The organism is Arsenicicoccus dermatophilus, assembly GCF_022568795.1.
Taxonomy (GTDB): domain Bacteria; phylum Actinomycetota; class Actinomycetes; order Actinomycetales; family Dermatophilaceae; genus Arsenicicoccus; species Arsenicicoccus dermatophilus.
The window spans coordinates 53391-77504 of sequence record NZ_JAKZHU010000002.1 but is presented as its reverse complement, the minus strand read 5'-3'; the positions used below and the strand labels follow the sequence as shown (position 1 = coordinate 77504).

Genomic DNA, 24114 nt, shown 5'->3' with positions numbered 1-24114 from the left:
CTGCCGCCAGACCGCCTGAGTGGCTCCAGGCGACGGCGACGTCGGGATCGTCGCGAACGTGGGGCCGACCGTGGGGGCCGCCGCACTCCTGGCATCGCTGCTCCAGCCGGCACTCGTGTGCCGGGCGTCCACGCAGACAGCTCCAGAGCAGGCTCGCCAGGACTCGAGCGGCGACGAAGGCGTCCCGGTCACGGCGTCGTCGCAGCCGGGCCCACCGGGCGCGCTGGGCGTCGTCCAACCGGTCGACCGTCAGGAAGGGGCGCATCGCCTCGACCGGGTGACAGGCCGCCAGCGTCGTCTCGCGCATCACGAGCCCTGCGGGTCCCCGCTCGCCAGCTGCCATCCGACGGCGGCCTCACGGCGATCCCAGAAGCGGCGATAGGCCCCCTGGGCGGCATGGAGCTCGTCATGGGTGCCCACCTCGGCGACGTGGCCGTCCTCGTCCAGCACGACGATCTGGTCGGCGTCCCGCACGGTGTCGAGCTTGTGGGCGATGACGAGGAAGGTCGAGGAGGCGCGAAGCTGCTGCACGGCGGCGAGGACGTTCTGCTCGTTCTCGGCGTCCAGGGCCGAGGTGGCCTCGTCGAAGAGGACGACGGGGGCTCGCTTGAGGAGGGCGCGGGCGATCGACACCCGCTGCCGCTCACCACCGGACAGTGCCCGGCCGCCCTCGCCGACCCGGGCGTCCCAGCCGATCCTCTCCGCGATCGGGGTCACGCCCGCGAGGTCGGCGATAGCCTTGACCTCTGCGTCGTTGGCGTCGGGGCGGGCGACCCGGATGTTCTCCAGCACCGTGTCGTCGTAGAGGTACACGTCCTGGAAGACCATGGACATCTGGGCCATCAGGTCGGCATGGCGCAGGTCACGGACGTCGGTCCCACCGAGGCGCACGGTGCCGGCATCGACGTCCCAGAACCTCGCGACGAGGCGCGCGATCGTCGTCTTGCCGGAGCCGGACGGTCCGACGACAGCCGTCATGGTCCGCTCGGGGACGGTGAACGAGATGTCGCGAACCACGGGGCGGCCCGAGTCGTAGCCGAACGTCACGTGCTCCAGCTCCAGGGTATGGCCCCGGTGGGGCGCCGAGCTCGGCGGCTCGGGCAGCGACGGGGTGGAGCAGACCGCGTTCAGGTGCTGCAGCGGCCGGCGGACCGGGTTCAGGTCGAGGGTCAGCTGGCCGAGCTGCTCGAGGGTGCGGGCATAGCGCAGCAGGAGCCCGATGAACACGACGGTCGTCACGGCCCCCAGGGAGCCGTGGACCACCAGCGTGATCGCGGTCACGACCAGCAGCTGGAGGGCCGTGCCGTTCATCATGATCGGCAGGATGCTGAGCCACATCTCCTTCAGCCGGGCGCGGTCGTTGTCGCGGGCGGCCTCCTCCAGGGGTGCGAAGCGCGTCGACCGGCCCGCAGCGCGGAGCATGGGCTGGCAGGCGGCGAACTCGACCAGCCGGTGCGCCAGCTCGTCCTCGCTGGGGATGCTGATCGTGCTGGAGCGCCGCAGCACGCTCTGGGCCAGGACCAGGACGATCGCGATGATCGGTGCGAGGGCGGCGAGTCCCAGCCCGATGCGGGGATTCCACAGGAGCGTCCCCACCACCATGGTCACCAGCGCGACCGCGTGGGTGACGATCTGACCGGTCAGCTGCGCGGCGGTCTCGGCGACCAGGACGCTGTCCCGGGCCACGAATCGCGCGAGCACGGCGGTTCGGTCGTGGGAGAACCATCCCAGCGGCAGCTGTGCGAGGCAGCGTCCGAGTCGCTCGTTGGAGTGGTTCAGGTAGTCGACGGCGGTGAGGTAGCCGGATCGTGCGGAGAGATATCGCAGCAGGCCGGCCCCCAGCGCGACGGCCCCCAGGAGCGCGATCAGGGGACCCACGGGTCGGTCCTGCGCCAGTGCCGAGGACAGGGGCATCAGCAGCGACACCGCCGTGCCGTCCAGGACTCCGCCGAGAGCACACTTCACCAGGAACGTCCGCTGGGCCCGTCGGCCCTCGGGACTCAGGTGCGGGTGCAGGGCCTGCAGGAGGAGCGGATCACGCCAGGTCGGGACTCCAGAGCTGTGCGGGTCAGACATGCGGCATCTCCGAAAGGTCGTAGGACATGAGGCGGGTGAGGTCCTCCCGGGAGGGATGGTCGAGCACGCAGGCGACCTTGCCCCGGTCCAGGGCGATCACCTGGTCGGCCCCGAGGACGGACTCGGGGCTGTGCGCGATGACGAGCACGGTGCGGCCGACCGCCAGCTCGCTGAGGGCGGCCTGGATCTCGGCCTCGACGTCCGGGTCGGTCGCCGTGGTGGCCTCGTCGAGGATCACCACGGGACGGTCGGCGAGGATGGTCTGGGCGATGGCGATCCGCTGGCGCTGTCCTCCGGACAGCTGGGCCCGGGAGTCGAGGCCCTCCGGGAGCGCGGCGATGTCGTCCCAGATGCGAGCTCGCCTCGCGGCGTCGACGACGGCCTCGTCGTCGGCATCAGGTCGGGCGAGACGCACGATCTCCCGGATCGGTATGTCGGGGAGCTGCGGATTCTGCAGGACGAAGGCGACGTGCTCGTAGACGTCGGGGATCTCGCGGATGTCCACGCCTCCGATGCGGATGGAGCCGGAGGTGGGGTCGTGGAATCGCGCGACCATGGTGGCCAGGGTGGACTTCCCGGAGCCCGACGGGCCGACGAGCGCCGTGACCGACCCCTGCGGCAGCGTCGCCGTCACGTCGGTGAGTGCTGCGCCCTCCGCCGTCGACCCGGGATAGCTGAAGCACACCCGGTCGAGCTCGACCGTGGCGTCCTGCGGCCTGGGCGTCCCGTCCCCGACGCCCGGATCGGTCAGGGCGGGGGTGTCGAGCAGCTCCCGGATGCGCAGTGCGGCGGATCCGGCCAGCTGGTACGACCAGGCCGAGCTGCCGAGCACCAGGACGGTGCCCGGCACCACCAGCGAGATGAGGGTCGTCGTCAGCAGGTCGATCACCTGCACCTGACCGGACCGCACCAGGAGCGCACCGACGGCGGAGTTGACGAAGAGCAGCACGGACGTGCTGACGAGCGCCTCGGACAAGGCCGAGACGCGCATCAGCGGCTGCACCCAGGCCAGGAAGAACTCCACGAACCGACCTGACGCGTGGCGGAACCGGTCGTGGGCCTCTCCTGCCCTGCCGAAGGCCCGGACGACCTCTATCCCGTCGCAGAACTCGATCAGCGTCGCGGAGACCTCCGACAGCCGCTGGTCCATGGCCGCAGTCTTCTCGCCCATCCCCTTCATGCTGATCAGCTGCAGGCCGACGTAGGCGGGCAGGGTCGCGATCGACAGCAGGCCGAGCCGCCAGTCCACGACGAAGGCGTAGGCCACGAGACCCACGGGAGTCACCACGGCCATGGTGGTGTCCACGGGAGCATGCGCGATCAGGTGGTGCAGGGTCTTGATGTCGTCCTGCACGGCCTTGCGCACCCGCCCGGAGTTGCCGGCGGTGAACCACGACAGCGGTGCCCGGGAGAGATGGTCGACGAGCCCTGCCCTGATGTGCCTGGCCAGTCGCAGGTCGGCGAAGTGGCAGACCGTCAGCGCCAGGAAGTGGACGAAGAGCTGGGTGAGGAAGGTGGCGACCAGCCAGCGGGTCACCGTCTCGACCCGGGCCGGGTCCGGGCTTCCGTCGAGGAGGACACGGCCGAGCTCCACGAGCGCGACGTAGGGGGCGATGGCCAGCAGGGCCGAGAGCCCTCCCAGGACCCGGGCGGCGAGGAGCTGCCCTCTGACCGGGGCGAGCAGCTCCCCCAGAGCGGCCTGCCCCGCCTGGTGCGGGGTCCGTGCCTGTTCCGTCATCGACTCATCTCCTCAGCTCCGACTATCAGGTTAGCCTCACCTAAGCATATGATAATGATATTCACATCATGAGCGCCTAGGTCCGAGGAGGTCCACGTGAGTGGCCAGGGAGATGGCTCGGGGTCGACGGCATGCACCTCCGTCGCGATGAGCTCGATGCAGCGCGCGTATGCCGTCGGGCGTCTGCCCGACCTGCCGCTGGGCGCTGTCGAGTGCCTGATGTACATCGAGTTCCGCGGGGGCACCGCTCCCGTGTGCACGCTGCAGCGAGCCGTCGAGCAGGTGCACCGGCATGCGGCGCTGCGGGGAGTCCTCGACGTCGAGCAAGGGGTGCTGCGGGACGGGGACGCGCCGGCACCGCAGGTGGTCGTCCACGACGTCGCCCATGACCCAGCCGGCTGCCGGGAACGCATCCGACGAGACATGATGCGCTCCGGCATCGACATCGGGCGGGGCCGCAACTGGTCGGTCTCGGTCAGCCAGGGCGCCGGGGACGACCGCGTCCTGCACACGGTCTTCTCGCTGGCGGCCCTCGACGTGGCGGCGATCGGTGTCGTCCTCGACGACCTCGCCCGTGCCTGCCAGGACCCGGGAGAGGCGCGCGACGCGGTGCCCGCCTCCGTCGCAGCGGTCCGCGAGCTGGTCACCGCGCGTGCCTGCCCACGGCCCCGTCAGGCACCGGGCGACGGCCCGCTGCTCCTGGGAGGTGCCGACGTGCTCGGTCTGTCCACCGACGTGGCGGCCGGGAGCACGGTTACCACCCTGCGGCACCACGTGGACGAGCTCACCTGGTCGGTGCTGGAGCGCCGGGCCGAGCAGCACGGCGTGAGCCTGGCGGTGCTGCTCCTCACCCTCTACGAACGGGCGGTCCGCGCCTGGTCGAGCAACCCGGACTTCTGCCTGACCGTGGCCGGGCTGGACGTGCGGGGGACCGAGGACCTGGTCACGGACCGGACGATGGCCTATGCCCACCGGGCCTTCGACGCCCCGTCCTTCACCGATGCCCTCGACTCCGTGGCCTGCGACCTGCGACGCCGCCTGGTGGAGCAGCGCGATGCCATGACCGAGATGCGTGAGGCCCAGGTGGCGCATCGCGTCGTGGAGCCGAGTCGATTCGTCTTCACCTACGCGGTGGAGAGGGAGGTGTTCACCTCGCGCACCCTCGAGGTCCTGGGGACCCCGACGACCTGGGCGCAGACGCCCCAGAGCGCCTTCGACCTCCGGCTGATCCGGGTGGGGCGCAACGAGGTCGAGGTCACCGCTGACGTGCGCGACGGCGCGCTCCCGGAGGACGTCCGTGACGGGATCTTCGCGCTCCTGCTGAAGTACCTCGACGAGGTCGTCGCCGACGGCGCCCCCGGGGACTGGCTCCTGCCCGAGCAGGCCGCGGTCCGCGACGCCGCGAACGCCACCCCCGGACAGCCCCCTGCCCTCCTGCACTCGGGTGTGCGAGACCACCTGGCGCAGCACGGCGACGCGCTCGCGGTGGTGGAGTCCACGAGCGGCCGTGGCATCACCTATCGCGAGCTCGACGAGCTCGCGCTCCAGGTCGCCGGACGGGTGGCGGCCGTCGCGGCGCCCGGCGACCTGGTCGCCGTGCAGATGTCCAGGGGCATCGACCAGGTCGCCACCATCCTGGGCGTGCTGTATGCCGGATGTGCCTATCTGCCCCTGGGACCGGATGCCCCGGCGGCTCGGGTGGACCGCATCAGGAAGCGCTCCGGCTGGGCGGCGCTCGTCACCGACGACGGCGGCGACCTGGCGGACGTGGGTGCCGAGCCGCTCGCCGAGCCGGTGCCGGTGGCGCCCGAGGCCCTGGCCTACGTCCTGTTCACCTCGGGCTCGACGGGAGAGCCCAAGGGCGTCGCCATCAGCCATCGGGCCGCGCGCAACACCCTCGACGACCTGCGCCTGCGGCACGGCTTCACGGCGGACGACGTCATGCTCGCTGTCTCCGGGATTGACTTCGACCTCAGCGTCCACGACATCTTCGGCACGTTCGCCGCGGGAGCGCGGCTGATCATGGTGGAGGACGCCGAGCGGCGTGACCCTTTCGCCTGGTCCCGGTCCGTGCGCGAGCACGGGGTCACGGTGTGGAACACGGTCCCCATGCTGCTGGAGATGCTCCTGGCCGCCGCGGGTCCGCTGCCCAGCCTGCGGGTCCTCCTCGTGTCCGGTGACTGGATCCCCCTGGATCTCCCCGCACGATCGCGCGAGCTGGCACCGGCCTCCCGCTTCGTGGCCATGGGAGGCGCGACCGAGGCGGCCATCTGGTCCAACGAGTATGTCGTCGAGTCCGACGAGGACCTCCCGCCGCACTGGCCGTCGGTGCCCTACGGGCTCCCCCTGGGCGGACAGAAGTACCGCGTGGTGGACCACGCCGACCGAGACCTTCCCGACCGACGCGTCGGCGAGCTGCTCATCGGCGGCCTCGGGGTGGCCGACGGCTACTACAACGACCCGGGACGGACCTCCACCTCCTTCGTCACCGATGCCGCCGGCGAGCGTTGGTACCGCACCGGTGACCTGGGCATGTGGTGCGACGGCCTCATCTTCTTCGCCGGCCGCCGAGACAGCCAGGTCAAGATCCGCGGTCACCGCATCGAGTGCGGCGAGGTCGAGGCCAAGCTCACCGACCATCCCCAGGTCGCCCAGGCCGTGGTGGTCCCGATCCGCCGGCGCACGGCGCTCGGGGCGGTCGTCGTCCCGAGGGGCGAGGAGCGGCCCGACGTCGAGGACCTGGTGCGCCACGTCGGTGGACAGGTGCCGTCATACATGATCCCTGCCCGCATCGTGACGGTCCCGCAGATCCCCGTCACCACCAACGGCAAGACCGATCGTTCCTGGGCCGAGCAGCTCCTCGACGGTGCTCTCCCGGTCGAGGACGGTGCTGACCCCTCGACCCTCGACGTCCACCTGGCCACGATCCTGGCTGCCTGGGGTGACCAGCTCGGCGTCGTCGCGACGGCGGAGTCGAACTTCTTCGAGCTGGGTGGAGACTCGCTGGCAGCGACCCGGATGTGCAGCGTGCTGCGTGGCCAGGGCATCGGGGCCGAGCTCGCAGACCTCTTCCGGGCCCCGACCGCGGCAGGCTTCGCCGCCGCCTGCCGGGAAAGGGGAGCGCCCGGCCCCGCCACCGACCCGCCCCAAGGATCCCGGAAGGCAGCGCCCTGGCAGGACGACGCCGCTGCGCAGGGGCTGACCCTGGAGACCGCGGGGCTGGTCGAGTGGTGCCGCTGGATGTGGCACCGGGTCCTGTCCGACGGCGCGGACCAGCCGGTGGACGTCACCGACGACGCGGACTTCTTCCAGCTCGGCGGCGACTCCCTGCGAGCAGCGCGACTGTGCGCGGACCTGGTGTCGTCCGGAGTCGCGGTGTCCGTCGCCAAGGTGTTCCGACACCCACGGTTCGGCGACTTCGCCGAGCGCTGCGCACCCGTCGGGGACGTCGTACCCCTGACGGACGACGTCGAGCGCATCGACCCGTCAGAGGCCTTCGACCTCACCGACCTGCAGCTGTCCTACGCCCTCGGCTCCGACGGCATCCCGGGCGTGGTGCGGACCAACCCCTGCGTAGCCGTCGTCCTCGCCAGCGAGGATCCTCAGGTCCAGGAACGATGGGGGCGAGCCCTGGCAGCCGTCGTCCGCCGCCACGACGCGCTCTCGCTGGTCCGCTCGGAGGACTTCCGGCAGAGGGTCGCCCCCCGCGCCGAGGCCGAGCTCGTCGAGGTCCCGTTCTCCCTGGACGACAAGGCCTTCCGCGAGCTGTTGCAGACCCTCGACGTCGAGGCGACGTGCCCCCCGGCGGTGCGGGCCGTCATCCGGCGGGACCGACCGGACGAGCTGGGCCTGGTCTTCAACTACCTGGCGCTCGACTCGACCAGCATCGCCCTGGTCCTGGCTGACCTGGCGGCATCGGCGACCGGTGCCGACCTGGGACCGGAGACGGTGCCCGTGGACGTCTTCCGGCGCCATGCCGGACAGGCCCCCCTCCCGCCGTCGACCTCGCAGCTCCCGTCCCCCAGGATCCCTGCCGCTGCCATCCCCTCCACCCCGGTCGGGTTCACCTCCGTCGCGCGGGTCCTCCCCGCCGAGACCGTGACCGCGCTCCACGAGCTCGCCCGGTCCAAGGGGGTCACGGTGAGCAGCGTCGTGCTGAGGGGACTGGCCCAGGCGCTCGCGTCGGCGACCGGTCGGCCCGGCGTGACGATCAACATCCCGACCGCTCACCGCCCGATCGACGCCCCGGACGCCATGGGGCAGTTCACCCGGCTCGCCCTGTGCGAGATCACCGGGGACATGGATCTGCGACAGACGCACGAGACTGTCGGCCGGTCGATCGAGCGCGCGGGGCGCGTCGGTCCCGGCCGCAGCACCGAACGTCAGCGCTATCCCGTCGTGTTCACCAGCCTGGTGGGGGCACCGCTGTCCCGCCCCCTGGCCGGCGGTGCGGTGCGCCTGGTCTGGACCCATACCCGCACGCCCGCGGTCCTGATCGACTGCCAGGTGACGCCCATGCCCGCAGGAGAGATCGAGATCCGCTGGGACATGCCCGAGGACATCCTCGACCCGGCCTTCGTGGAGCCTGCTTTCGTGGACTTCTACGCACGGGTGACGGGGGCCGTCGACGGGAGGGAGATCCCGTGAGGCTGCTGACGAGCCTGACGCCACCCGGCGCGCCGGACCCCGGACCCGGGTCCTCGGTCGTCCTGTTCCCCTATGCCGGAGGGGCACCCCGCGCCTATCAGCACGTCGCCGGGCACCTGCGTGACCATCGGGTGGACGCCGTGACCTATCCGGGGCGGGACCACCTGCTGGACACCGGGGAGGCATCGAGCATCCAGACGCTGGCGAGACAGGTGGCGGACGAGGTCCTGTCCCGGCCGGACGCCGACGACTCCACCGTCCTGCTGGTCGGGCACTCCCTGGGGGCCTTCGTCGCCTACGAGACCGCCCTGGCCCTGGCCGGCGCGGAGCGGCACTCCCGTGTCGTGCTCGTCGCCTCCGGGCAGAACCCTCCGTTGCCGCGGGGGACGGTGCCTGTCCCCTGCCCCATGACCGACACCGAGATCGTCGCGGACATCGTCAGGCAGAACCCCGCGTCCCGGCAGGTGTGGGCCGACGAGGCCCTGCGCGACTTCTTCCTGCCCGCCGTCCGCGCCGACTACCGCCTCCTGCGGGAGTACCGCCCCTCCGGGGGCGCCGTCGAGGAGGTGCACCTCGTCGTCGCGGACGACGACACCGAGGTCGACCACTCCGTCGTCGGTCGATGGCAGGAGTTCTCGCACCGCGCGCTGCGCGTGACGCGGGTCTCCGGCGGACACATGTATCTCCAGCAGGACGGGCGGCTGCTGGCCGCGGTCGTCCAGGCCGCGGTCGCGGCCGGGCCTCCTGCACCGGACCGAAGGGCTCGAGAGGACCAGGACGATGTCTGAGACCACGACGGCGATGCCGGGAGCTGCGACCGAGCCCGTCGAGGTCATCGACGCGGAGTCCGCCGCAGGGCTGGCCGAGGCGACCGCAGCGATGGGGCGCCGACCTGTGGACCTGGCGGTGCTGGCGATGGTGGCTGCGTCGCACCAGTCCTGCGGGGAGTCGGTGCGGGTGAGTCCCGGGGCCGCTGACGAGGACGCGACCGTGCTGGCCCGGCTGCTCGCCCTGGACGCGTCCGGGGAGGACACCAGGACGCTGGTCGACGACGAGGAGCGGGCCTGCTGGGCGCTGGAACGGACAGCAGGCGGGGCGGTCGTCGTGCGACGGCCGCCCGGTGCGGCGCCGCTCGTGGGGATCCGCGCGACCGTTCCACCACTGGCCACCGAGCTGGTCTGCCAGCTGGTGGCGGCCGGGGACGAGGGCTGGGGGAAGCCCTTCCCCCGCCCCGGCGAGGTCCGTCGGCGCGCACGTCTGGAGCAGGAGGCGTCGGCTGCCGAGACCCTGGTCCACGACTGGCTGGGCCTCGACGACGTGCCCGGGGAAGGCACCACGCGGGAGAGCTGGTGGCACCGGATGGGGGGCTCCGACGACCTGACGCTCCTTCGTGACACCTGGTTCGACTGGCTCGTGGCACGCGGGTCGATGCGCGAGGTGGGTGGTCTTCTCACGTCGCGGCCCGACCGTCCTGCTCCGGTGGCCGTGACCGATCCCACGGTGCGGGACCTGGGCCGCCGTCTCGCGGCCCACCGCGATCTCGTCCTGCGGGTGCTGACAGGTCGTGCTCCGAGCGCAGACCTTCTCGACGTCCCGTCCCTGCGACCGTCGCGGCTGATGGCTGAGGAGCCTGCTCTGGCCGCTCTCTGGGAGGAGCTGGCGGTCCTGGTGCTCGCCCGGGCCCGTGAGCTCCCGGACCGTCGGCTCGTCGTCGTGGACGTCGGCGGGGTCGGTGCGGACAACGACATCCTGCGCCGCGCGATGGACGTGGCCGGAGCCGATCACGTCGAGGTCCCCGCCGGACGGCCCCCGCACCCGCAGGTCGAGGCTGACGTCGTCCTGGCGATCGGCGCGCTGCATCGCTGGGCGGACCCGGCGGAGGCGGCGCGTGCGGTGCGGGAGATGCTCGCTCCTCAGGGACTCCTCGTCGCGGTCGAGCAGACCGAGATGAGCGGGCTCGGTCTCCTGGTGGCCGGCCTGCTCGACGGTGGTTTCGTGGATCCCCGGGGAGACCCCGCGGCACCCCGGTGCACCCCCGCGACACCTGGCTCACGGCCCTGCGCGATGCCGGGGTCAGCGGGGGTTGGGTTCGCGTCGGGCCTGCACCGGCCGTGGTGATGACCGCTCACGTCGACGACCTGGCAGGCAGGACAGACCGCCACCGCGGTACGAGCTCGCCGGCGGGTGCGCCCGAGCCGGGCACGCAGACCGAGCTTGCTCGCCTCTGGGGCGAGCTGCTGCCGGAGGCGCCGACCGACCGCGGTGACTCCTTCTTCGAGCTCGGTGGGGACAGCCTTGCGGCGACTCGCCTGCTGACGCTCGTCCGGCGCCGCTTCGGGGTGACCCTCACGATGCGTGACCTCTTCGCCGATCCCCGGCTCGTCTCGGTCGCCCGGCGCATCGACGAGGGGCGGCACCCGGTGCCGACCTCGCAGAGATCTCTCGGCCTGGAGGAGGGTGTCCTGTGACGGCGGGAAGGATAGGGGTGATCGGCGCGGCGGGCGACATCGGACGCCGGGTCGTCCGCTCGCTGATCATGCTCGGCGTCCCCACCGCGGATCTCCTGGTGGCGGGTCGTCGTCCGGAGGTCCTGCCGGAGGTCCTGGGCTCGGCCTCGTCGACAGGGCGACGCGTGGACGTGAACGACCCGCGCGGGCTGACGGCTTTCGCCGGCGACGTCGACCTGGTCATCGACGCGACCGGGCCGTCGCACGAGCGTGCGCTGACGACGGCCCGGCTGGTCGGCCGGGCGGGCGCCCACCTCGTCTCGGTCGGCGGGCCCGCGGACGCCCGCACGGTGTCGAGCCTGGAGCCGCCTGGTGATCGCCGTGTCCTGATGTATGCCGGAGCCCTGCCCGGGGTGTCCGGGATCGTGGCCCGGGCCGCGTTGCTCGACGACCCCGGCACGGCGACGCTGGAGGTCTGCGCGGGGGGCCGTGGAGCCTTCACGCTGGCGGGTGCGGAGGACTACCTGGCGGGGCTGGACCATGGCGACGTCCGCCCCCTGGCGGGGTGGAGGTCCGGGCGGCCCCTCCTCGGCGGGGTCGAGCGTCGTGAGGCGGTCACCCTCCCGGAGTTCCCCGAGACCGTCACCCTGTTCCCCTTCCTCGACGCGGAGGGCGAGCAGATCGCCCAGGGCCACGGGCTTCGCGAAGCGACGTGGTACAGCGCGATGGTGGGCGACGAGATGACCCACCTGCTGCGGCTGGTGGCGGGGCTCGGGGTCGCGGCGGGGGCCGTCCGCCTGCGTGATGCGACCACGGCCATGGCCGCCGGTCGTCGTCCCTACGTCGTCATACGCGCCCGCACCCGGTCGAGGCAGCTCGTGCTGAGGTCTCCCGGCGAGGCGGCCCTCGCCGGGGTCATGGCCGCCGCGGCGGCCGTCGAGGTGCTGGCGGGAGCCGTGGCACCGGGCGCCTCGGCGGCGTCGCAGGCGCTCGACCCCACGAGGGTGCTGGAGCTGCTGACGTGCCCGGGCTCGCAGACCACCGTGCTGCGCAGCGTCCTGCCCCCACCCGAGACCCTCACCGAGCTGGGCGTGCGGTGGACGGAGACGGAGATGGAGGAGGGAGAGCTGTGAACCAGGTCCACGACGTGGTGGTGGCAGGATCCACGTTCGGTGCGAGGTACGTGGCAGCGGCGCAGACCCTCCCCGACGTGCGGCTGACCGGTCTCCTGGCGCGAGGCGGGTCCAGGTCCCAGGACCTTGCCCGCCGATGCGGAGTCCGGCTGTGGACGTCGCCGGAGCAGGTGCCGGACGAGACCGACCTCGTCTGCATCGCGGTCCGCTCCGGCGGGGTCGGCGGAGCGGGCACCGACCTGGCGACGGCACTGCTGGAGCGAGGGATCCCGGTGCTGCACGAGCTGCCCGTCGGGCAGGTCGACGCGCGAGCCCTCGTCCGTGCGGCGCGGCGCGGCGGCACCGTGGTCGCGGTCGCGGATCACTACCGGTGGCTCCCTGCCGTCCGTGCCTTCCGAGCGGCCGGCCGTGCCCTGCTGCAGGAGCACCCTCCCGTCGCCGTCGGGGGTCATCTGTCCGTCCAACCGGCCTACACGCTCGCCTGTCTCCTGACGGATCTGGGGCTCGCGGGACGGCCGGTCGACCTGCAGGTCGCACACGGTTCCGTCGTGAGCGGCACCCTCGGCGAGGTTCCCGTCTGTCTCCAGTACGCGACGGTCCTGGACGACACCGACACCGACAACGACGTCCGTCTCCCCTCGCTCTCCCTCCATGCCCGCACCGGGACCCTCACGCTGTGCGACGTGCACGGGCCCGTGCTGTGGACCCCCACGCTGCACCTGCCGCCGGGGCTGCGCAAGGACCCGAGCCTGTCCGCGGCGTCGCTGATGACCGAGGACACCACCACGGTGCTCTACGACAGCGGTCCGCTCACGTCCGGCCAGGCGCTGGACCAGCTGTGGCCACGCGCCATCGCGACCCAGATGGTGCAGGCGATGCGTGCTGCCCGGGGCGGACCGATGTCGGGGTCCGCCGCGCAGCGACTGCTGGGGATCGCCTCGCTGTGGGACGCGATCACCGCGGGGGTGGCGTTCCCCGACTCCGCCCCCACGTCTGGCGTCGACGAGCGCAGAAGGCTCACCGACCGCCTTCACGAGGCCGCCCGCGGCGCGGCCTCACCCACACCCGAGGAGGAGGACGTCTGCCCGTGAGCACCATCAGCACACTCCTGGACACCTGTCGCGAGAGGGGCCTCGAGCTCTGGGAGGACGAGGGACGACTGCGATACCGCGCCCCCGGCGGCACCGTCACGCCCGAGGTCCTGGCCGCGCTGAAGGCGCACAAGGACGAGATCGTCGCCGCCCTGCGCGCCGCCGCCCTCCCCTGCGCCGACGAGGGTGGACGCCATCGGCCGTTCGCCCTGACGGACGTGCAGTCGGCCTACCTGATGGGGCGTTCCGCGGCCTTCGAGCACGGCGGGGTCGCCTGCCACCTCTACTGCGAGGTGGAGTATCCCCGCCTGGACGCCGACCGGGCCGTGGCGGCGTGGCGGGCGCTGGTCGCCCGTCACGACATGCTTCGCGTCCGGGTGGACCCGGCGGGCTACCAGCAGGTGCTGCCCGAGGTCCCGGACCTTCCGGTCCCCGTCACCGTCCTTGCCGACGCGGAGCCCGAGACCCTGTCCCGACACCTCCTCGCCGTCCGGGAGGAGATGTCTCACACGGTCCACCCGCTCGGCTCCTGGCCGATGTTCGGCATCGCGCTCACCCAGCCGTCGATCGGGGACCGTGACGGCACGAGCACGATGCACGTCTCCTTCGACTTCCTCGTGGGCGACTGGGCGAGCCTGCTGCTCCTGCTGCGGGAGTGGGAGGAGACGTATGCCGGCAGGGGGACGACCGAGCCGCTTCCTCTCCAGTTCCGGGACTACGTGCTCTGGGACCGGGGACGCCGTGACGGTCCTGCCCATCGGCGTGCGCGGGAGCACTGGCTGGGGCGGATCCCCTCCTTGCCGAAGGCCCCGGTGCTCCCGCTGGTCGACGCACGCACGACGCACCCCGAGGAGGTCCCCCGGTGGAGCGGGCTCAGCGCGGTCCTGCCCCGTGAGGAGTGGCTGGCCCTGTCTCGTCGTGCACGTTCCGTCGGCCTGACCCCGACGGCCGTGGTGCTGACGTGCTACGCCGACGTGCTCGCCCGATGGGCGAGCGAGCCCCGCTTCTGCCTGAACCTGACGGTGCTGGACCGGCCCGCGGAGCTTCCGGAGCTGGCGGGGGTCGTGGGCGACTTCACCACCGTCACCCTGCTGGAGGTCGACGACGACCCTGGCACGTTCACCGACCGGGCGCGGCGGCTGATGTCCCGGCTCTTCGAGGACCTGGACCACCGCGCCTTCAGCGGGGTGGAGGTCATGCGTGAGATCGCGCGGGCGCGCGGCCGTCAGGACGCCGCCATGCCCTGTGTCTTCACCAGCGCCATCGGGGTGGGAGGAGCCGGCCGCGATCCCTCCGGGACGATCACCTACACCATCAGTCAGACACCGCAGGCCGTGCTCGACTGCCAGGTGATGGACGACGCGGAGGGTCTGCACATCCACTGGGACGGGCGCGAGGGGGCGATCGACGCGGCCGTGCGCCAGGACATGCTGTCCAGCCTGGTGGCGGCGCTTCGGGCGCTGTCCACGCAGGGCTCGGCCTGGGAGCTGCCCTCCCCGGTCCGTCTCCCCGAGTGGCAGCGGCGCGAGCGCGAGCAGGCCAACGACACGGCGCGCGAGCTGCCCGGTGGCACGTTGCACGGGCGGCTGGCGGCGGCTGCCGCGGCCACGCCGGACGCTCCGGCCCTCGTCGCCGACGACGTGACCTGGAGCCACGCCGAGCTCCAGGCTCGCGCCCGGTGCGTGGCCGCTGCCCTGGGAGAGCTGGGAGTCGGCCGGGGAAGCAGGGTGGCGGTCTGCGTGCCTCGCTCCCCTCGCCAGATCGCTGTGGTGCTGGGGATCCTGATGCTGGGCGCGGCCTACGTCCCGATCGACGTGCGCCATCCCCTCGCACGACGTCGTTCCGTGGTCGAGAGCGCGAGGGTCGGCGTGGTCGTGCATGACGCGGGTGACGAGGCCCTGGCAGACGTCCCTCACCTCGACGCGGCGACCGCGACGCAGTGGCCGAGCGGCTCCGGAGAGATCCTGGGCGACGAGGTCGGTCCCGACGACCTCGCCTACGTGATCTTCACGTCCGGGTCGACCGGGCGCCCCAAGGGTGTCCGGCTGTCCCACCGCGCCGTGGTCAACACGATCGAGGACGTCAACGACCGCTGCGGCGTCACCTCCGGCACCCGCACCGTCGCCCTCGCCGACCTGAGCTTCGACCTGTCGGTCTACGACATCTTCGGTCCGCTGAGCCGCGGTGGGGCGCTGGTGCTGCCGGCGGCCTGCGCCGACCCGGACCCCGCCGGCTGGCTGAGGTCCGTCGCAGAGCACGGTGGCACCCTCCTCAACACCGTTCCGGCCGTGGCGCAGATGATGCTGACCGCCGCCCGCAACGGAGCACCGGTGCCGAGCACCGTGCGAACCTGGATCCTGTCGGGCGACCGGATCCCCCGCGAGCTTCCGCAGGGTCTGCAGGAGACCTTCCCCGGCGTTCGCGTCATCGCCATGGGAGGAGCCACCGAGGCGGCGATCTGGTCGATCGCGCACCCCGTCGGGCCCGAGGACCCGGCCGACCGCGAGGTGCCCTACGGCTATCCCCTGGCCAACCAGAGACTCGCGGTCCTGGACATGGCAGGACGGGACCGCCCGGTGGGTGTCCCCGGCGAGATCGTGATCCTGGGCAGCGGTCTCGCGGAGGGGTATGACGACGACGAGCAGACCCGGAAGGGCTTCGTGGAGGACCACCGACTGGGCCGCGTCTATCGAACGGGTGACCTCGGCCACTACCTGGTGGGCGGGGAGATCGCGATCCTCGGGCGGCTCGACGACCAGGTCAAGATCCGGGGACATCGCATCGAGCTGGGGGACATCGAGAGCGTTCTGGCCGAGGACCCGCGGGTGGGCCACGTGGCCGTCGTCGCTGCGGGCGAAGGCGCTGCCCGGTCGCTGCACGCCTTCGTCGTGGGCCCGGACGGCGACGCGGACCCGGCGCAGGCCCAGAGCCAGGACCACCGGCAGGCGGACGGCGACATCCTGGCCGTCGCACGCACCCGGCTCCCCGCCGTCATGGTCCCCGTCGCCGTCCACCACCTGCCGCGGCTGCCCCTGACGGCGAACCAGAAGGTCGACCGACGGGCACTCGCCGAGATCGCCACCTCCGCGGACCATCCGGGGCAGGACGGCGCGAGCACCTCACCGGCGGTGCTGCCCGAGCTGTCGCCTCCCGCGCAGCGCTGGGCCGGGATCCTGGCCACGGCCTGGCGGGATCTCCTCGAGCTCGACGCCGATCCCGGGTGGGCCGCGAACCCCTACGACCTGGGAGGGAGCTCGGTCTCGGCGGCGGCGGTCGCGGGACGGCTGCGAGACCAGGTCCCCGACCCGGAGAGCGTCTCCTTCGAAGCCCTCCTGCGCATCACGCTCAGCTCCCCCGACATCGCCCGGGCGGCGGTGGCCCTGGCGGCCCTGGGTGACGAGGCGGAGGTGCGGGACCAGCCCGACCGACGGGTCACCCTGGTGCCCCTGTCCGCTCGGCCGGAGCACGGACCGCTGGCCACGGTGGTCTTCTCGGACTCCATGGCCGCGGTCGACTCCGTGACCCACCTGGTCTCGGCGCTGGTGGGTCACGGCGACGTGACGGACCTGCTCGGAGAGCCGTCCTCCTGGTGGGCAGCCCTGGCTCCCGATGACGACCGGTTCTGCGAGACGGACCCCGGGAAGATCGTCCAGCAGCTGGGGGCCGAGACGGCGCGTGAGCTGCAGGACCTGGAGGCCACGGAGTACTGCCTCATCGGTTACAGCTTCGGCGCCCTCGTGGCCATGGAGACGGCCCGACACCTGGTCGAGGGAGGGGCCGAGGTCCGTCCGCTCGGGCTCGTCGACCCTCATCCGGTGCCACCGGGCCTGGGGGAGCGACTCGCCGAGGTGATGTTCGTCGCCTCGATGGGTGGTGAGCCGGAGCGGCTGCTGGAGTTCCGGTGCTCGCTGGCACAGCTCCTCGAGCACGTCGCGGCCGAGGACGGGAGCACCCTGAGCGCCTCGTCCCGGCCGGCCCTGCTCGAGCGTCTCGGGCAGATGCCGGACGCCGAGCGGTGGTGCGCCTATCGAGACGTCCTGCCCTCCGGAGGGTCCTGGTCCGTGGACGAGCTGCGCCGACGCTGGCGCCGGTATCACCACACGATGCGCGCCGGCGTCCCGAGCATCGACGCCCTCGTGGCGGATGCCGTCATCGTCCAGCCCGAGGACCCCCGCGGCTTCCTGCCGGGAGCCCACGAGCGGGCACTGGACATGTGGCGGGACGTCCTGATCGGGGACGTCGCCGCAGAGAGTGCGCCAGGCGACCACTTCACCCTCCTCTCCGGCGAGCACGCAGGAACGACCGCGCGTGCTCTGGTGCGGGGCCTGCGCGTGCTGCGCGACCGCTGAACGACGACCGACCCCTCGACCACAGACCACCCACCTCCCAGGAAGGCCATCGAATGTCCGAGACGAACTGTGCACCCCGCGACGACGCCAAGGGCGAGGAGGCGTCGCCGCCCGGAGGGGCATCACGGGTCGACGAGCGGGCAGGACTCGCAGCTCGCGACCTCATCACGGTGGCGATCTTCGGCGCGATCTACGTTGTCATCACCTACCTGCTCGGCATGATCGGGGTCTTCGGCCCCCTGGCCTGGATGATCAGCGTGCTGGTCACCGTGCTCGTCAACGGGATCACCTTCATGCTCTTCTACGCGCGTGTCCGCCGGGCCGGCATGGTGCTCCTGCTCTCGGTGATCCTCGCCCTGGCCTTCCTCCTGCACGGCGGGGCCCTGGTCGGCGCGCTCGCCGCCCCGGTCGTCGGCCTCGGCGCCGAGCTCGTCGCGCGGTCAGGCAGGTACGCGTCGCGGGCCTCGGGGATCGGTGCCTGCACGGTCTTCGGGCTGACGGCCTTCGTGCCCTTCCTGCCGATGCTGGTCGACCGGGAGAGCTACTTCCGCAGCGCCGCCTGGCAGTCGATGGGGGCCGACTACGTCCGCGCCGCCGAGCAGGTGTTCACCGTCCCGATGATGCTCGCGCTGGCGGTGGCCTGCCTGGTCGCCGGTCTGCTGGGCGGTCTGCTGGGGGCGGCGGTGCTGCGCAAGCACTTCGTGCGAGCCGGGCTCGCGTGAGCGGCGATCCGGTGTCGGCCACCGGCATACGGCCGGGGCTGGACCCGCGCACGACGATGCTGCTGGTCCTCCTGGTGGGTGCCGGTGTGCTCGGGCCCTACGGTGCCCGGCTCGTGCTCCCCGCGCTGGTGCTCGCCGTGGCCCTGGCCGTCTCCGTCCACGCGTGGAGACGCGCCGCCTGGTCCGTGGCCGTGGTGCTCGGCGCCTGGGCCACGGCCCGGGCGCTCCTCCCGTTCTCCTCGCCCGCCGTCGCGGCGACGGTCGTGATGCCGCTGGACTACGTCGCGCGCTACGGCGTGGCCGTCGCGGTCGCCGCGCACCTGTTCGCGACCACCTCACCGACGGCGCTGCACGCCGCCCTGCGCGCCGTGCGGGTGCCCCGCACCGTCGCCGTGCCGCTCGTGGTGATGGTGCGCTTCGTCCCGGTCGTGCTCGTCGAGGCGAGCGCCGTCGGCGATGCCCTGCGCCTGAGGGGGCTCGCCGGTCCGGGCGCCGTCCTGCGCCACCCGATGCTGATGATCGAGAGATTCATGGTGCCGATGATCGCCGCCAGCCTGCGCGCCGGCGATGACCTGTCGTCCGCGGCGCTCCTGCGCGGGCTCGGCTCGCGCACCGACCCCGTGCCGTTGCACCCACCCCGGTTCACGCGGGTCGACGCCGCCTGGGCGCTGGGGACGGTGGGGCTGGTCACCGCAGGTCTGTGGTGGGGCCGGTGCTGACCCTCGACGACGTCGGCTGGCGCTATCCGCACGCCGACCAGGACGCGGTGACCGGGCTGCGACTGCAGGTGGCCGCAGGCGAGTGCGTGGTGCTCTGCGGGGCCAGCGGGTGCGGGAAGTCGACGGTGCTGCGACTGATCAACGGCCTGGCGCCGCACTTCTACGACGGCGGACGGCTGACCGGACAGGTCCGCGTGGACGGTCTCGTGACCACCACCGTGGACCTCGACGTGATCGGACGCCGCACCGGGACAGTCCAGCAGCACCCGCGGCGACAGTTCTTCACCGACACCATCGGCGAGGAGATCGCCTTCGCCATGGAGAACTTCGGGTGTCCGCGCGAGCAGACCCGGCGGGAGGTGGCCGAGCAGCTGGCCCACCTCGAGCGGCACATGGGTCTGCAGGTGCCCCTCACCAGGCTGTCCGGCGGCCAGCAGCAGCAGGTGGCGATCGCGGCCTCGACGGCGCACCGACCCGGCGTGCTGCTCCTGGACGAGCCGAGCTCCAACCTGTCGGCGGCGGCCGTCGAGCGCCTGCAGGAGACCCTGCGGCGGTGCAAGGACGCGGGCATGACGATCGTGATCGCCGAGCACCGGCTGCGCTACCTCGCCGACCTCCTCGACCGCGTCGTCGTCCTCGCCGACGGGGTGATCTCGGCAGAGTGGGACGCACAGACCTTCGCCGCCACCTCGGACGACGAGCTGCGACGGATGGGGCTGCGGGGTGACGTCGCTGCGGCCGAGCTCCCGACGCGACCGGCCGCCGGCCCCGCCGTCGCGGACGGGGTCGACGTGTCCGTCGTGCCGGACGGCGCGCTGGAGCTGCGAGAGGTCGTATGCCGAGCCGGCGGGCGCACGATCCTCGACCTGCGGCGGTTGACGCTGCCCCGGGGGCAGGTGACCGCCATCCGCGGCGGCAACGGCGTCGGCAAGACGACGCTGACCCGGGTCGTCGCCGGGCTGCGCCGGGCCACGGGGCAGGTCCGTCTGGACGGGAGGGTGCTGCGGCCTCGTGCCCGCCGGCGTGCCTGCGCCCTGGTGATGCAGGACGTGCAGCGGCAGCTCTTCACCGAGAGCGTGCGGCGCGAGCTCGACCTCGCCGGGCTGGGCCCGACCACCGCCTCGGACGCCGCCGGCCTCCTGTCGGAGCTGGGTCTGGCCAGGCTGGAGGAGCGCCATCCGCTGTCCCTCTCGGGCGGTCAGCAGCAGCGTCTGGTCGTCGCGGCCGCGCGCCTGAGCGGGCGGCCGGTGGTGATCTTCGACGAGCCCAGCTCCGGGGTCGACCGCCGGCACCTGACCTCGATCGCGGACCAGATCCGCCAGGTCGCGGCGGGCGGAGCGGTGACCCTGCTCATCAGCCACGACGAGGACCTGCTGTCCCTGGCCGCCGACGAGCAGGTCACCCTGCGTGCCCCGGCGGGGAGCGGCTGAGCGGCCTCTGCGGAGGCCGACCAGTGCTGAGCGGTGTGCCGGGAAGCGGTGCGTGCGCGCCCCTTCCCGGCATACCTCCTCGCGCGTCAGCGCACCGTGAACAGCCGCGTCGTGTAGGTCACCGTGGTCGGCGCCTGCCCCGGGCGGGTCACGCCGGTGACGGTCACCTCGTAGTCCCCGTCGCCAGCGCCGCCCCGGGGCATCTGCCAGACCAGCGTGGGCATGCCGAAGCCCGGCTGCGCCGGGTAGACCCGCGGGGCGGGAAGGGCCTTGCCGCCCTTGGTGATCCGCACCGAGGGCTGGGTGAAGGTGGCGTTGATGTCGTTGACCGTGAGCGACCAGCGGCCCTCGGGCTCCAGCTGCGTCGGGAACCAGCCCGCCCGCGGCCAGGCGATCGTGGCGGGGGTGGTCGCGTCGGGGCGGGGCGTGCCGCCCATGACCTGCCAGGCGTTGGCCTTGGCGGTCTGGCCCACGAGGAAGGCCGGGGTCGAGGGGTGGAACAGCCAGCGCCGGTGGCCGACGAAGGTGTTGTAGGCGTCGCTGTCCGAGAGGTACTGGGAGACGGCGCTGCCCGCCGTCTGCGAGGGCCAGCCCAGAGCCAGGTTGGAGCGGCCGGCGGCGGCTGCCCCGCCCTGGGAGAAGCACCGCCACGACGACGACGGCGTGTGGCTGATGGTCTCGTTGGCCTCCATCATCAGGGCCGACTGCTGCTGGGTGGCGTCGGCGCGCACCGGCACCGCGTCCAGGCCCACCAGCTCACGAACGGCGTTGACCTGCTTGTCCATCGCCGCCAGCGCGTCCGGGCTGAAGCCGCCCGGGCGGCAGCCGCGGGCGTCCCCGGTGAAGCCCACCGGCACGGTCAAGGCCGGCTGGTAGCGGGTGCGGAACCACTGCGCCACCTCGTCCTGCTCGTCCAGCGCGGTCGGGTCGGCCTTGCCGGGGGTCGCCGTCGGCGACGGGGTCGATGTGTACGACGGCGTGGTCAGGGAGGGGGACGGCTCGGGAACAGCAGTGGTCCAGACCGGGAGGGGGGTGCCGTCCGCGGGGACGGCTGCAGGAACGGTGGCGGGGGCGGCTGCGGCCGGGGCCGCACAGGGGAGGAAGGCCACGGCTGCGACGACGGCGGCGCAGCGGGCACGAGCCAGGGGGCTAGTCATGCGGCCACCCAACCACCCCGGCGACGCCGTTGGTGAATTCAGCACCCACGCGTAGGGATTCGGAGGCTCAGCGTGGCGTCACCGGGACCGCCCGTGGTGCCCGGGCGGGTGGCGCGGATGTCGACCCTGCCGACGGCGCTGCGAGTGTCTCGCTGCCCCAACGGATCCGCTCACGGTGGTGGAGGACGTCCGGGGCGACCCGGGTGCGGCGCGTGGCCCCCATCACGTCCGAACGGACGTCGTCGGTAGAATTCGCAGCATCAGGCGGACTCACCCGGGCAGCGTCGCAGCGCGGTATCGCGCCCCGGCGGCCCGACAATGAAACAGACCCCCCGCCCAGCACCTGCAACCAGAAGGCATCACATGGCCGCGAGCCCAGCACGCTCGATCGTCGACGCAGTCGGCGGTCCGTCCAACATCGTCAGTCTCACCCACTGCGCCACGCGGCTGCGCTTCCAGCTGCGTGACGCCTCCGGCATCGACACCCCCGCGGTGGAGGCCATCCCCGGCGTCATGGGTGCCGTCCCGCAGTCCGGCGAGCGCTATCAGGTGGTCATCGGCGGCGGTGTGCAGGACGTCTACAACGCGATCCAGGCGCTGCCCGACATGCAGAAGCAGGGCGCGGGCCAGGCCAGCACCGACGACGAGCTCAAGGCCCAGCTGCGCGCCGGCGGCCCCCGCGGCAGCCGCGCCTGGCTGGACAACTTCTTCGAGTTCCTCAGCGACTCCTTCCGCCCGATCATGGGCGCGCTGCTGGGCGCCTCGCTGTTCATCACCTTCATGGCGCTGATGTCGACCATCGGCGCCATCGACAACTGGGCCGACCCGCGCGTCTCCCTCAAGGGCGGCTGGGCGGCGGTCAACCTGCTGTGGCAGGGCGTGTTCTACTTCCTGCCCCTGATGGTGGCCTACAACGCCTCCAAGAAGCTCGACGCCGACCCCTGGGTGGGGTTCGCGATCATGGGCGTGCTGATGCTGCCGGGCTTCCAGGCCCTCGGTGACCACGCGCGCACCGCGCACTTCCTCGGCAGCGACATCAAGATCTACGACGTGTGGGGTCTGCCGCTGACGATCTTCGGCTACGGCTCGACGGTGTTCCCGCCGCTGCTCATGGCTGCGGTGCTCGGCCCGCTGTACAAGCTGCTCAAGCGGGTCGTCCCGCCCAACCTGCACCTGATCTTCGTGCCCTTCCTGGCGATGCTGATCATGATCCCGCTGACGGCCTTCCTCATCGGCCCCATCGGGGTGTATGTCGGCGCTGCGCTCGGCAACTTCCTCAGCGCCATCAACGACATCAGCCCCTTGATCTTCGCCATCGTGATCCCGCTGGCCTATCCCTTCATGGTGCCGCTCGGACTGCACTGGCCGATCAACGCGATCATGCTGCTCAACATCCAGACCCTCGGCCACGACTTCATCCAGGGCCCCATGGGTGCGTGGAACTTCGCGTGCTTCGGCGCCACCGCCGGTGTGCTCTACCACGCCATCAAGGACCGTGACGTGGCCATGCGCCAGACGGCCACCGGCGCCCTCGCGGCCGGTCTGCTCGGTGGCATCTCCGAGCCCTCGCTCTACGGCATCCACCTGCGGTTCAAGCGGATCTATCCCCGCATGCTCGTCGGCTGCCTCGTCGGTGGTCTGATCATCGGTCTCGGCGGCGGCGTCACCACCAAGGCCTTCGTCTTCACCTCGCTGCTCACGATCCCGGCCTTCGACAGCAACATCCTGCTGTATGCCGCGGGCGTCCTCGCGGCCTTCGTGACCTCGATGATGCTCGTCATCATCGGCGACTACCGCACCGAGGAGCAGAAGCTCGCCGCCCGCGCCAACGCCGCGGTCGCCACGGACACCGCGATCCCCGAGCAGGACCCGGTCGCCGACGAGACCGTGACCCTGCGCACCGACGACCGTATGGCGCACGCCGCCACCCCCGTCTCCGCCGCGGGCTCCGCGGGCGGCCAGGCGGTGGCGGGTGACACCACCGGCGGGATCGCCGCCGGCGCGACCCTCGCCGGACGCTCCACGGACGCCGCCCCGGCCACCACCTCGCCCGTCTCCACCCCGGCGAGCGGCGGCTTCGCCGCGCCGGCCCCGCGGGCGGACGGCGTGATCGAGATCGGCTCCCCCGTCGCCGGCACCGTCGTGCCCCTGGCGGAGGTCCCCGACAAGGTGTTCAGCGCCGGCCTGGTGGGACCTGGCGTCGGCATACGGCCCTCGGCCGACACCGTCTGCGCCCCCGCCGCGGGCAAGGTCGTGGTGGCCCAGTCCACCGGCCACGCCTTCGGGCTCGCGTTGGACAACGGCGTGGAGCTGCTCATCCACGTGGGCATCGACACCGTCAACCTCGACGGTCGCGGCTTCGACGTGCACGTCACGGCGGGCGACGTCGTGGCGGCGGGCACCCCGCTCGTGACCGTCGATCGCGGGGTGATCGAGGAGGCGGGCTACTCGCTGATCACGCCGGTGCTCGTCACCAACGCCTTCGCGCACGGCGCCGTCGAGCAGGCCGCCCACGGCGAGGTCGCCGCAGGCGCTCCGGTGATCGCGGTGCACCCGCAGGGCTGACCTCCTCGCAGCACGGCCGGAGCCCGGCACCCGAGTCTCG

General features: G+C 72.4%; 14 protein-coding genes. 11 read left to right on the top strand and 3 right to left on the bottom strand.

What is annotated here, in order from left to right:
- Positions 1 to 306: 306 nt before the first annotated feature.
- Both MM438_RS13680 and MM438_RS13675 read right to left on the bottom strand, forming a co-directional pair.
- Positions 307 to 2076, bottom strand: a complete 1770-nt coding sequence (locus MM438_RS13680; protein WP_241453625.1) for an ABC transporter ATP-binding protein — start codon at positions 2074 to 2076, stop codon at positions 307 to 309.
- Positions 2069 to 3814, bottom strand: a complete 1746-nt coding sequence (locus MM438_RS13675) for an ABC transporter ATP-binding protein (RefSeq protein WP_241453624.1) — start codon at positions 3812 to 3814, stop codon at positions 2069 to 2071. Before MM438_RS13675 ends, MM438_RS13680 begins: the two co-directional genes overlap by 8 nt.
- Positions 3815 to 3961: 147 nt before the next feature.
- Here MM438_RS13675 and MM438_RS13670 point away from each other — a divergent pair, with 147 nt between their 5' ends.
- Genes MM438_RS13670 through MM438_RS13625 form a run of 10 tightly spaced genes read left to right on the top strand, consistent with a single transcriptional unit; the run spans position 3962 to position 20352 of the window.
- Positions 3962 to 8461 (top strand): amino acid adenylation domain-containing protein, encoded by a 4500-nt coding sequence (locus tag MM438_RS13670; RefSeq protein WP_241453622.1) that lies wholly within the window; start codon positions 3962 to 3964, stop codon positions 8459 to 8461.
- Complete coding sequence (locus tag MM438_RS13665) at positions 8458 to 9249, top strand: thioesterase II family protein (RefSeq protein ID WP_241453620.1); 792 nt, start codon at positions 8458 to 8460, stop codon at positions 9247 to 9249. Before MM438_RS13670 ends, MM438_RS13665 begins: the two co-directional genes overlap by 4 nt.
- Positions 9242 to 10579: a class I SAM-dependent methyltransferase gene (locus MM438_RS13660; protein ID WP_241453619.1), complete on the top strand. Its 1338-nt coding sequence runs from the start codon at positions 9242 to 9244 to the stop codon at positions 10577 to 10579. The genes MM438_RS13665 and MM438_RS13660 overlap by 8 nt, the downstream gene beginning before the upstream one ends.
- The gene (locus tag MM438_RS13655; RefSeq protein WP_241453617.1) at positions 10579 to 10929 is read left to right on the top strand and encodes a phosphopantetheine-binding protein; all 351 of its coding nucleotides are present in this window, start codon (positions 10579 to 10581) and stop codon (positions 10927 to 10929) included. The genes MM438_RS13660 and MM438_RS13655 overlap by 1 nt, the downstream gene beginning before the upstream one ends.
- Positions 10930 to 10946: 17 nt before the next feature.
- Positions 10947 to 12041, top strand: a complete 1095-nt coding sequence (locus MM438_RS13650) for a saccharopine dehydrogenase NADP-binding domain-containing protein (protein ID WP_241453615.1) — start codon at positions 10947 to 10949, stop codon at positions 12039 to 12041.
- A complete protein-coding gene (locus tag MM438_RS13645; protein WP_241453608.1) occupies positions 12038 to 13132 on the top strand; it encodes a Gfo/Idh/MocA family oxidoreductase in 1095 nt (364 codons plus the stop codon). The genes MM438_RS13650 and MM438_RS13645 overlap by 4 nt, the downstream gene beginning before the upstream one ends.
- Positions 13129 to 17481, top strand: coding sequence for a non-ribosomal peptide synthetase (locus tag MM438_RS13640; protein ID WP_241453606.1), 4353 nt, complete (start codon positions 13129 to 13131; stop codon positions 17479 to 17481). Before MM438_RS13645 ends, MM438_RS13640 begins: the two co-directional genes overlap by 4 nt.
- Positions 17482 to 17534: 53 nt before the next feature.
- Positions 17535 to 18203: an MptD family putative ECF transporter S component gene (locus MM438_RS13635; protein WP_241453604.1), complete on the top strand. Its 669-nt coding sequence runs from the start codon at positions 17535 to 17537 to the stop codon at positions 18201 to 18203.
- A complete protein-coding gene (locus MM438_RS13630) occupies positions 18200 to 18922 on the top strand; it encodes an energy-coupling factor transporter transmembrane component T family protein (protein ID WP_241453603.1) in 723 nt (240 codons plus the stop codon). The genes MM438_RS13635 and MM438_RS13630 overlap by 4 nt, the downstream gene beginning before the upstream one ends.
- Positions 18916 to 20352: an ABC transporter ATP-binding protein gene (locus MM438_RS13625; RefSeq protein WP_241453601.1), complete on the top strand. Its 1437-nt coding sequence runs from the start codon at positions 18916 to 18918 to the stop codon at positions 20350 to 20352. Before MM438_RS13630 ends, MM438_RS13625 begins: the two co-directional genes overlap by 7 nt.
- An 86-nt stretch (positions 20353 to 20438) precedes the next feature.
- Here the strand turns inward: MM438_RS13625 and MM438_RS13620 are convergent, their stop codons facing one another.
- Complete coding sequence (locus tag MM438_RS13620; RefSeq protein ID WP_241453600.1) at positions 20439 to 21509, bottom strand: CAP domain-containing protein; 1071 nt, start codon at positions 21507 to 21509, stop codon at positions 20439 to 20441.
- A gap of 363 nt (positions 21510 to 21872) precedes the next feature.
- On the opposite strand from MM438_RS13620, the gene MM438_RS13615 reads away from it, so the two are divergent.
- Positions 21873 to 24074: a glucose PTS transporter subunit IIA gene (locus MM438_RS13615; protein WP_241453597.1), complete on the top strand. Its 2202-nt coding sequence runs from the start codon at positions 21873 to 21875 to the stop codon at positions 24072 to 24074.
- Positions 24075 to 24114 lie beyond the last annotated feature (40 nt).

Excerpts from the sequence above, each read along its gene's own strand:
- MM438_RS13670 (WP_241453622.1), top strand. The coding sequence starts at position 3,962 with ATGAGCTCGATGCAGCGCGCGTATGCCGTCGGGCGTCTGCCCGACCTG.
- MM438_RS13675 (WP_241453624.1), bottom strand. The coding sequence starts at position 3,814 with ATGACGGAACAGGCACGGACCCCGCACCAGGCGGGGCAGGCCGCTCTG.
- MM438_RS13655 (WP_241453617.1), top strand. The coding sequence starts at position 10,579 with ATGACCGCTCACGTCGACGACCTGGCAGGCAGGACAGACCGCCACCGC.
- MM438_RS13680 (WP_241453625.1), bottom strand. The coding sequence starts at position 2,076 with ATGTCTGACCCGCACAGCTCTGGAGTCCCGACCTGGCGTGATCCGCTC.
- MM438_RS13620 (WP_241453600.1), bottom strand. The coding sequence starts at position 21,509 with ATGACTAGCCCCCTGGCTCGTGCCCGCTGCGCCGCCGTCGTCGCAGCC.
- MM438_RS13635 (WP_241453604.1), top strand. The coding sequence starts at position 17,535 with ATGTCCGAGACGAACTGTGCACCCCGCGACGACGCCAAGGGCGAGGAG.
- MM438_RS13660 (WP_241453619.1), top strand. The coding sequence starts at position 9,242 with ATGTCTGAGACCACGACGGCGATGCCGGGAGCTGCGACCGAGCCCGTC.
- MM438_RS13615 (WP_241453597.1), top strand. The coding sequence starts at position 21,873 with ATGGCCGCGAGCCCAGCACGCTCGATCGTCGACGCAGTCGGCGGTCCG.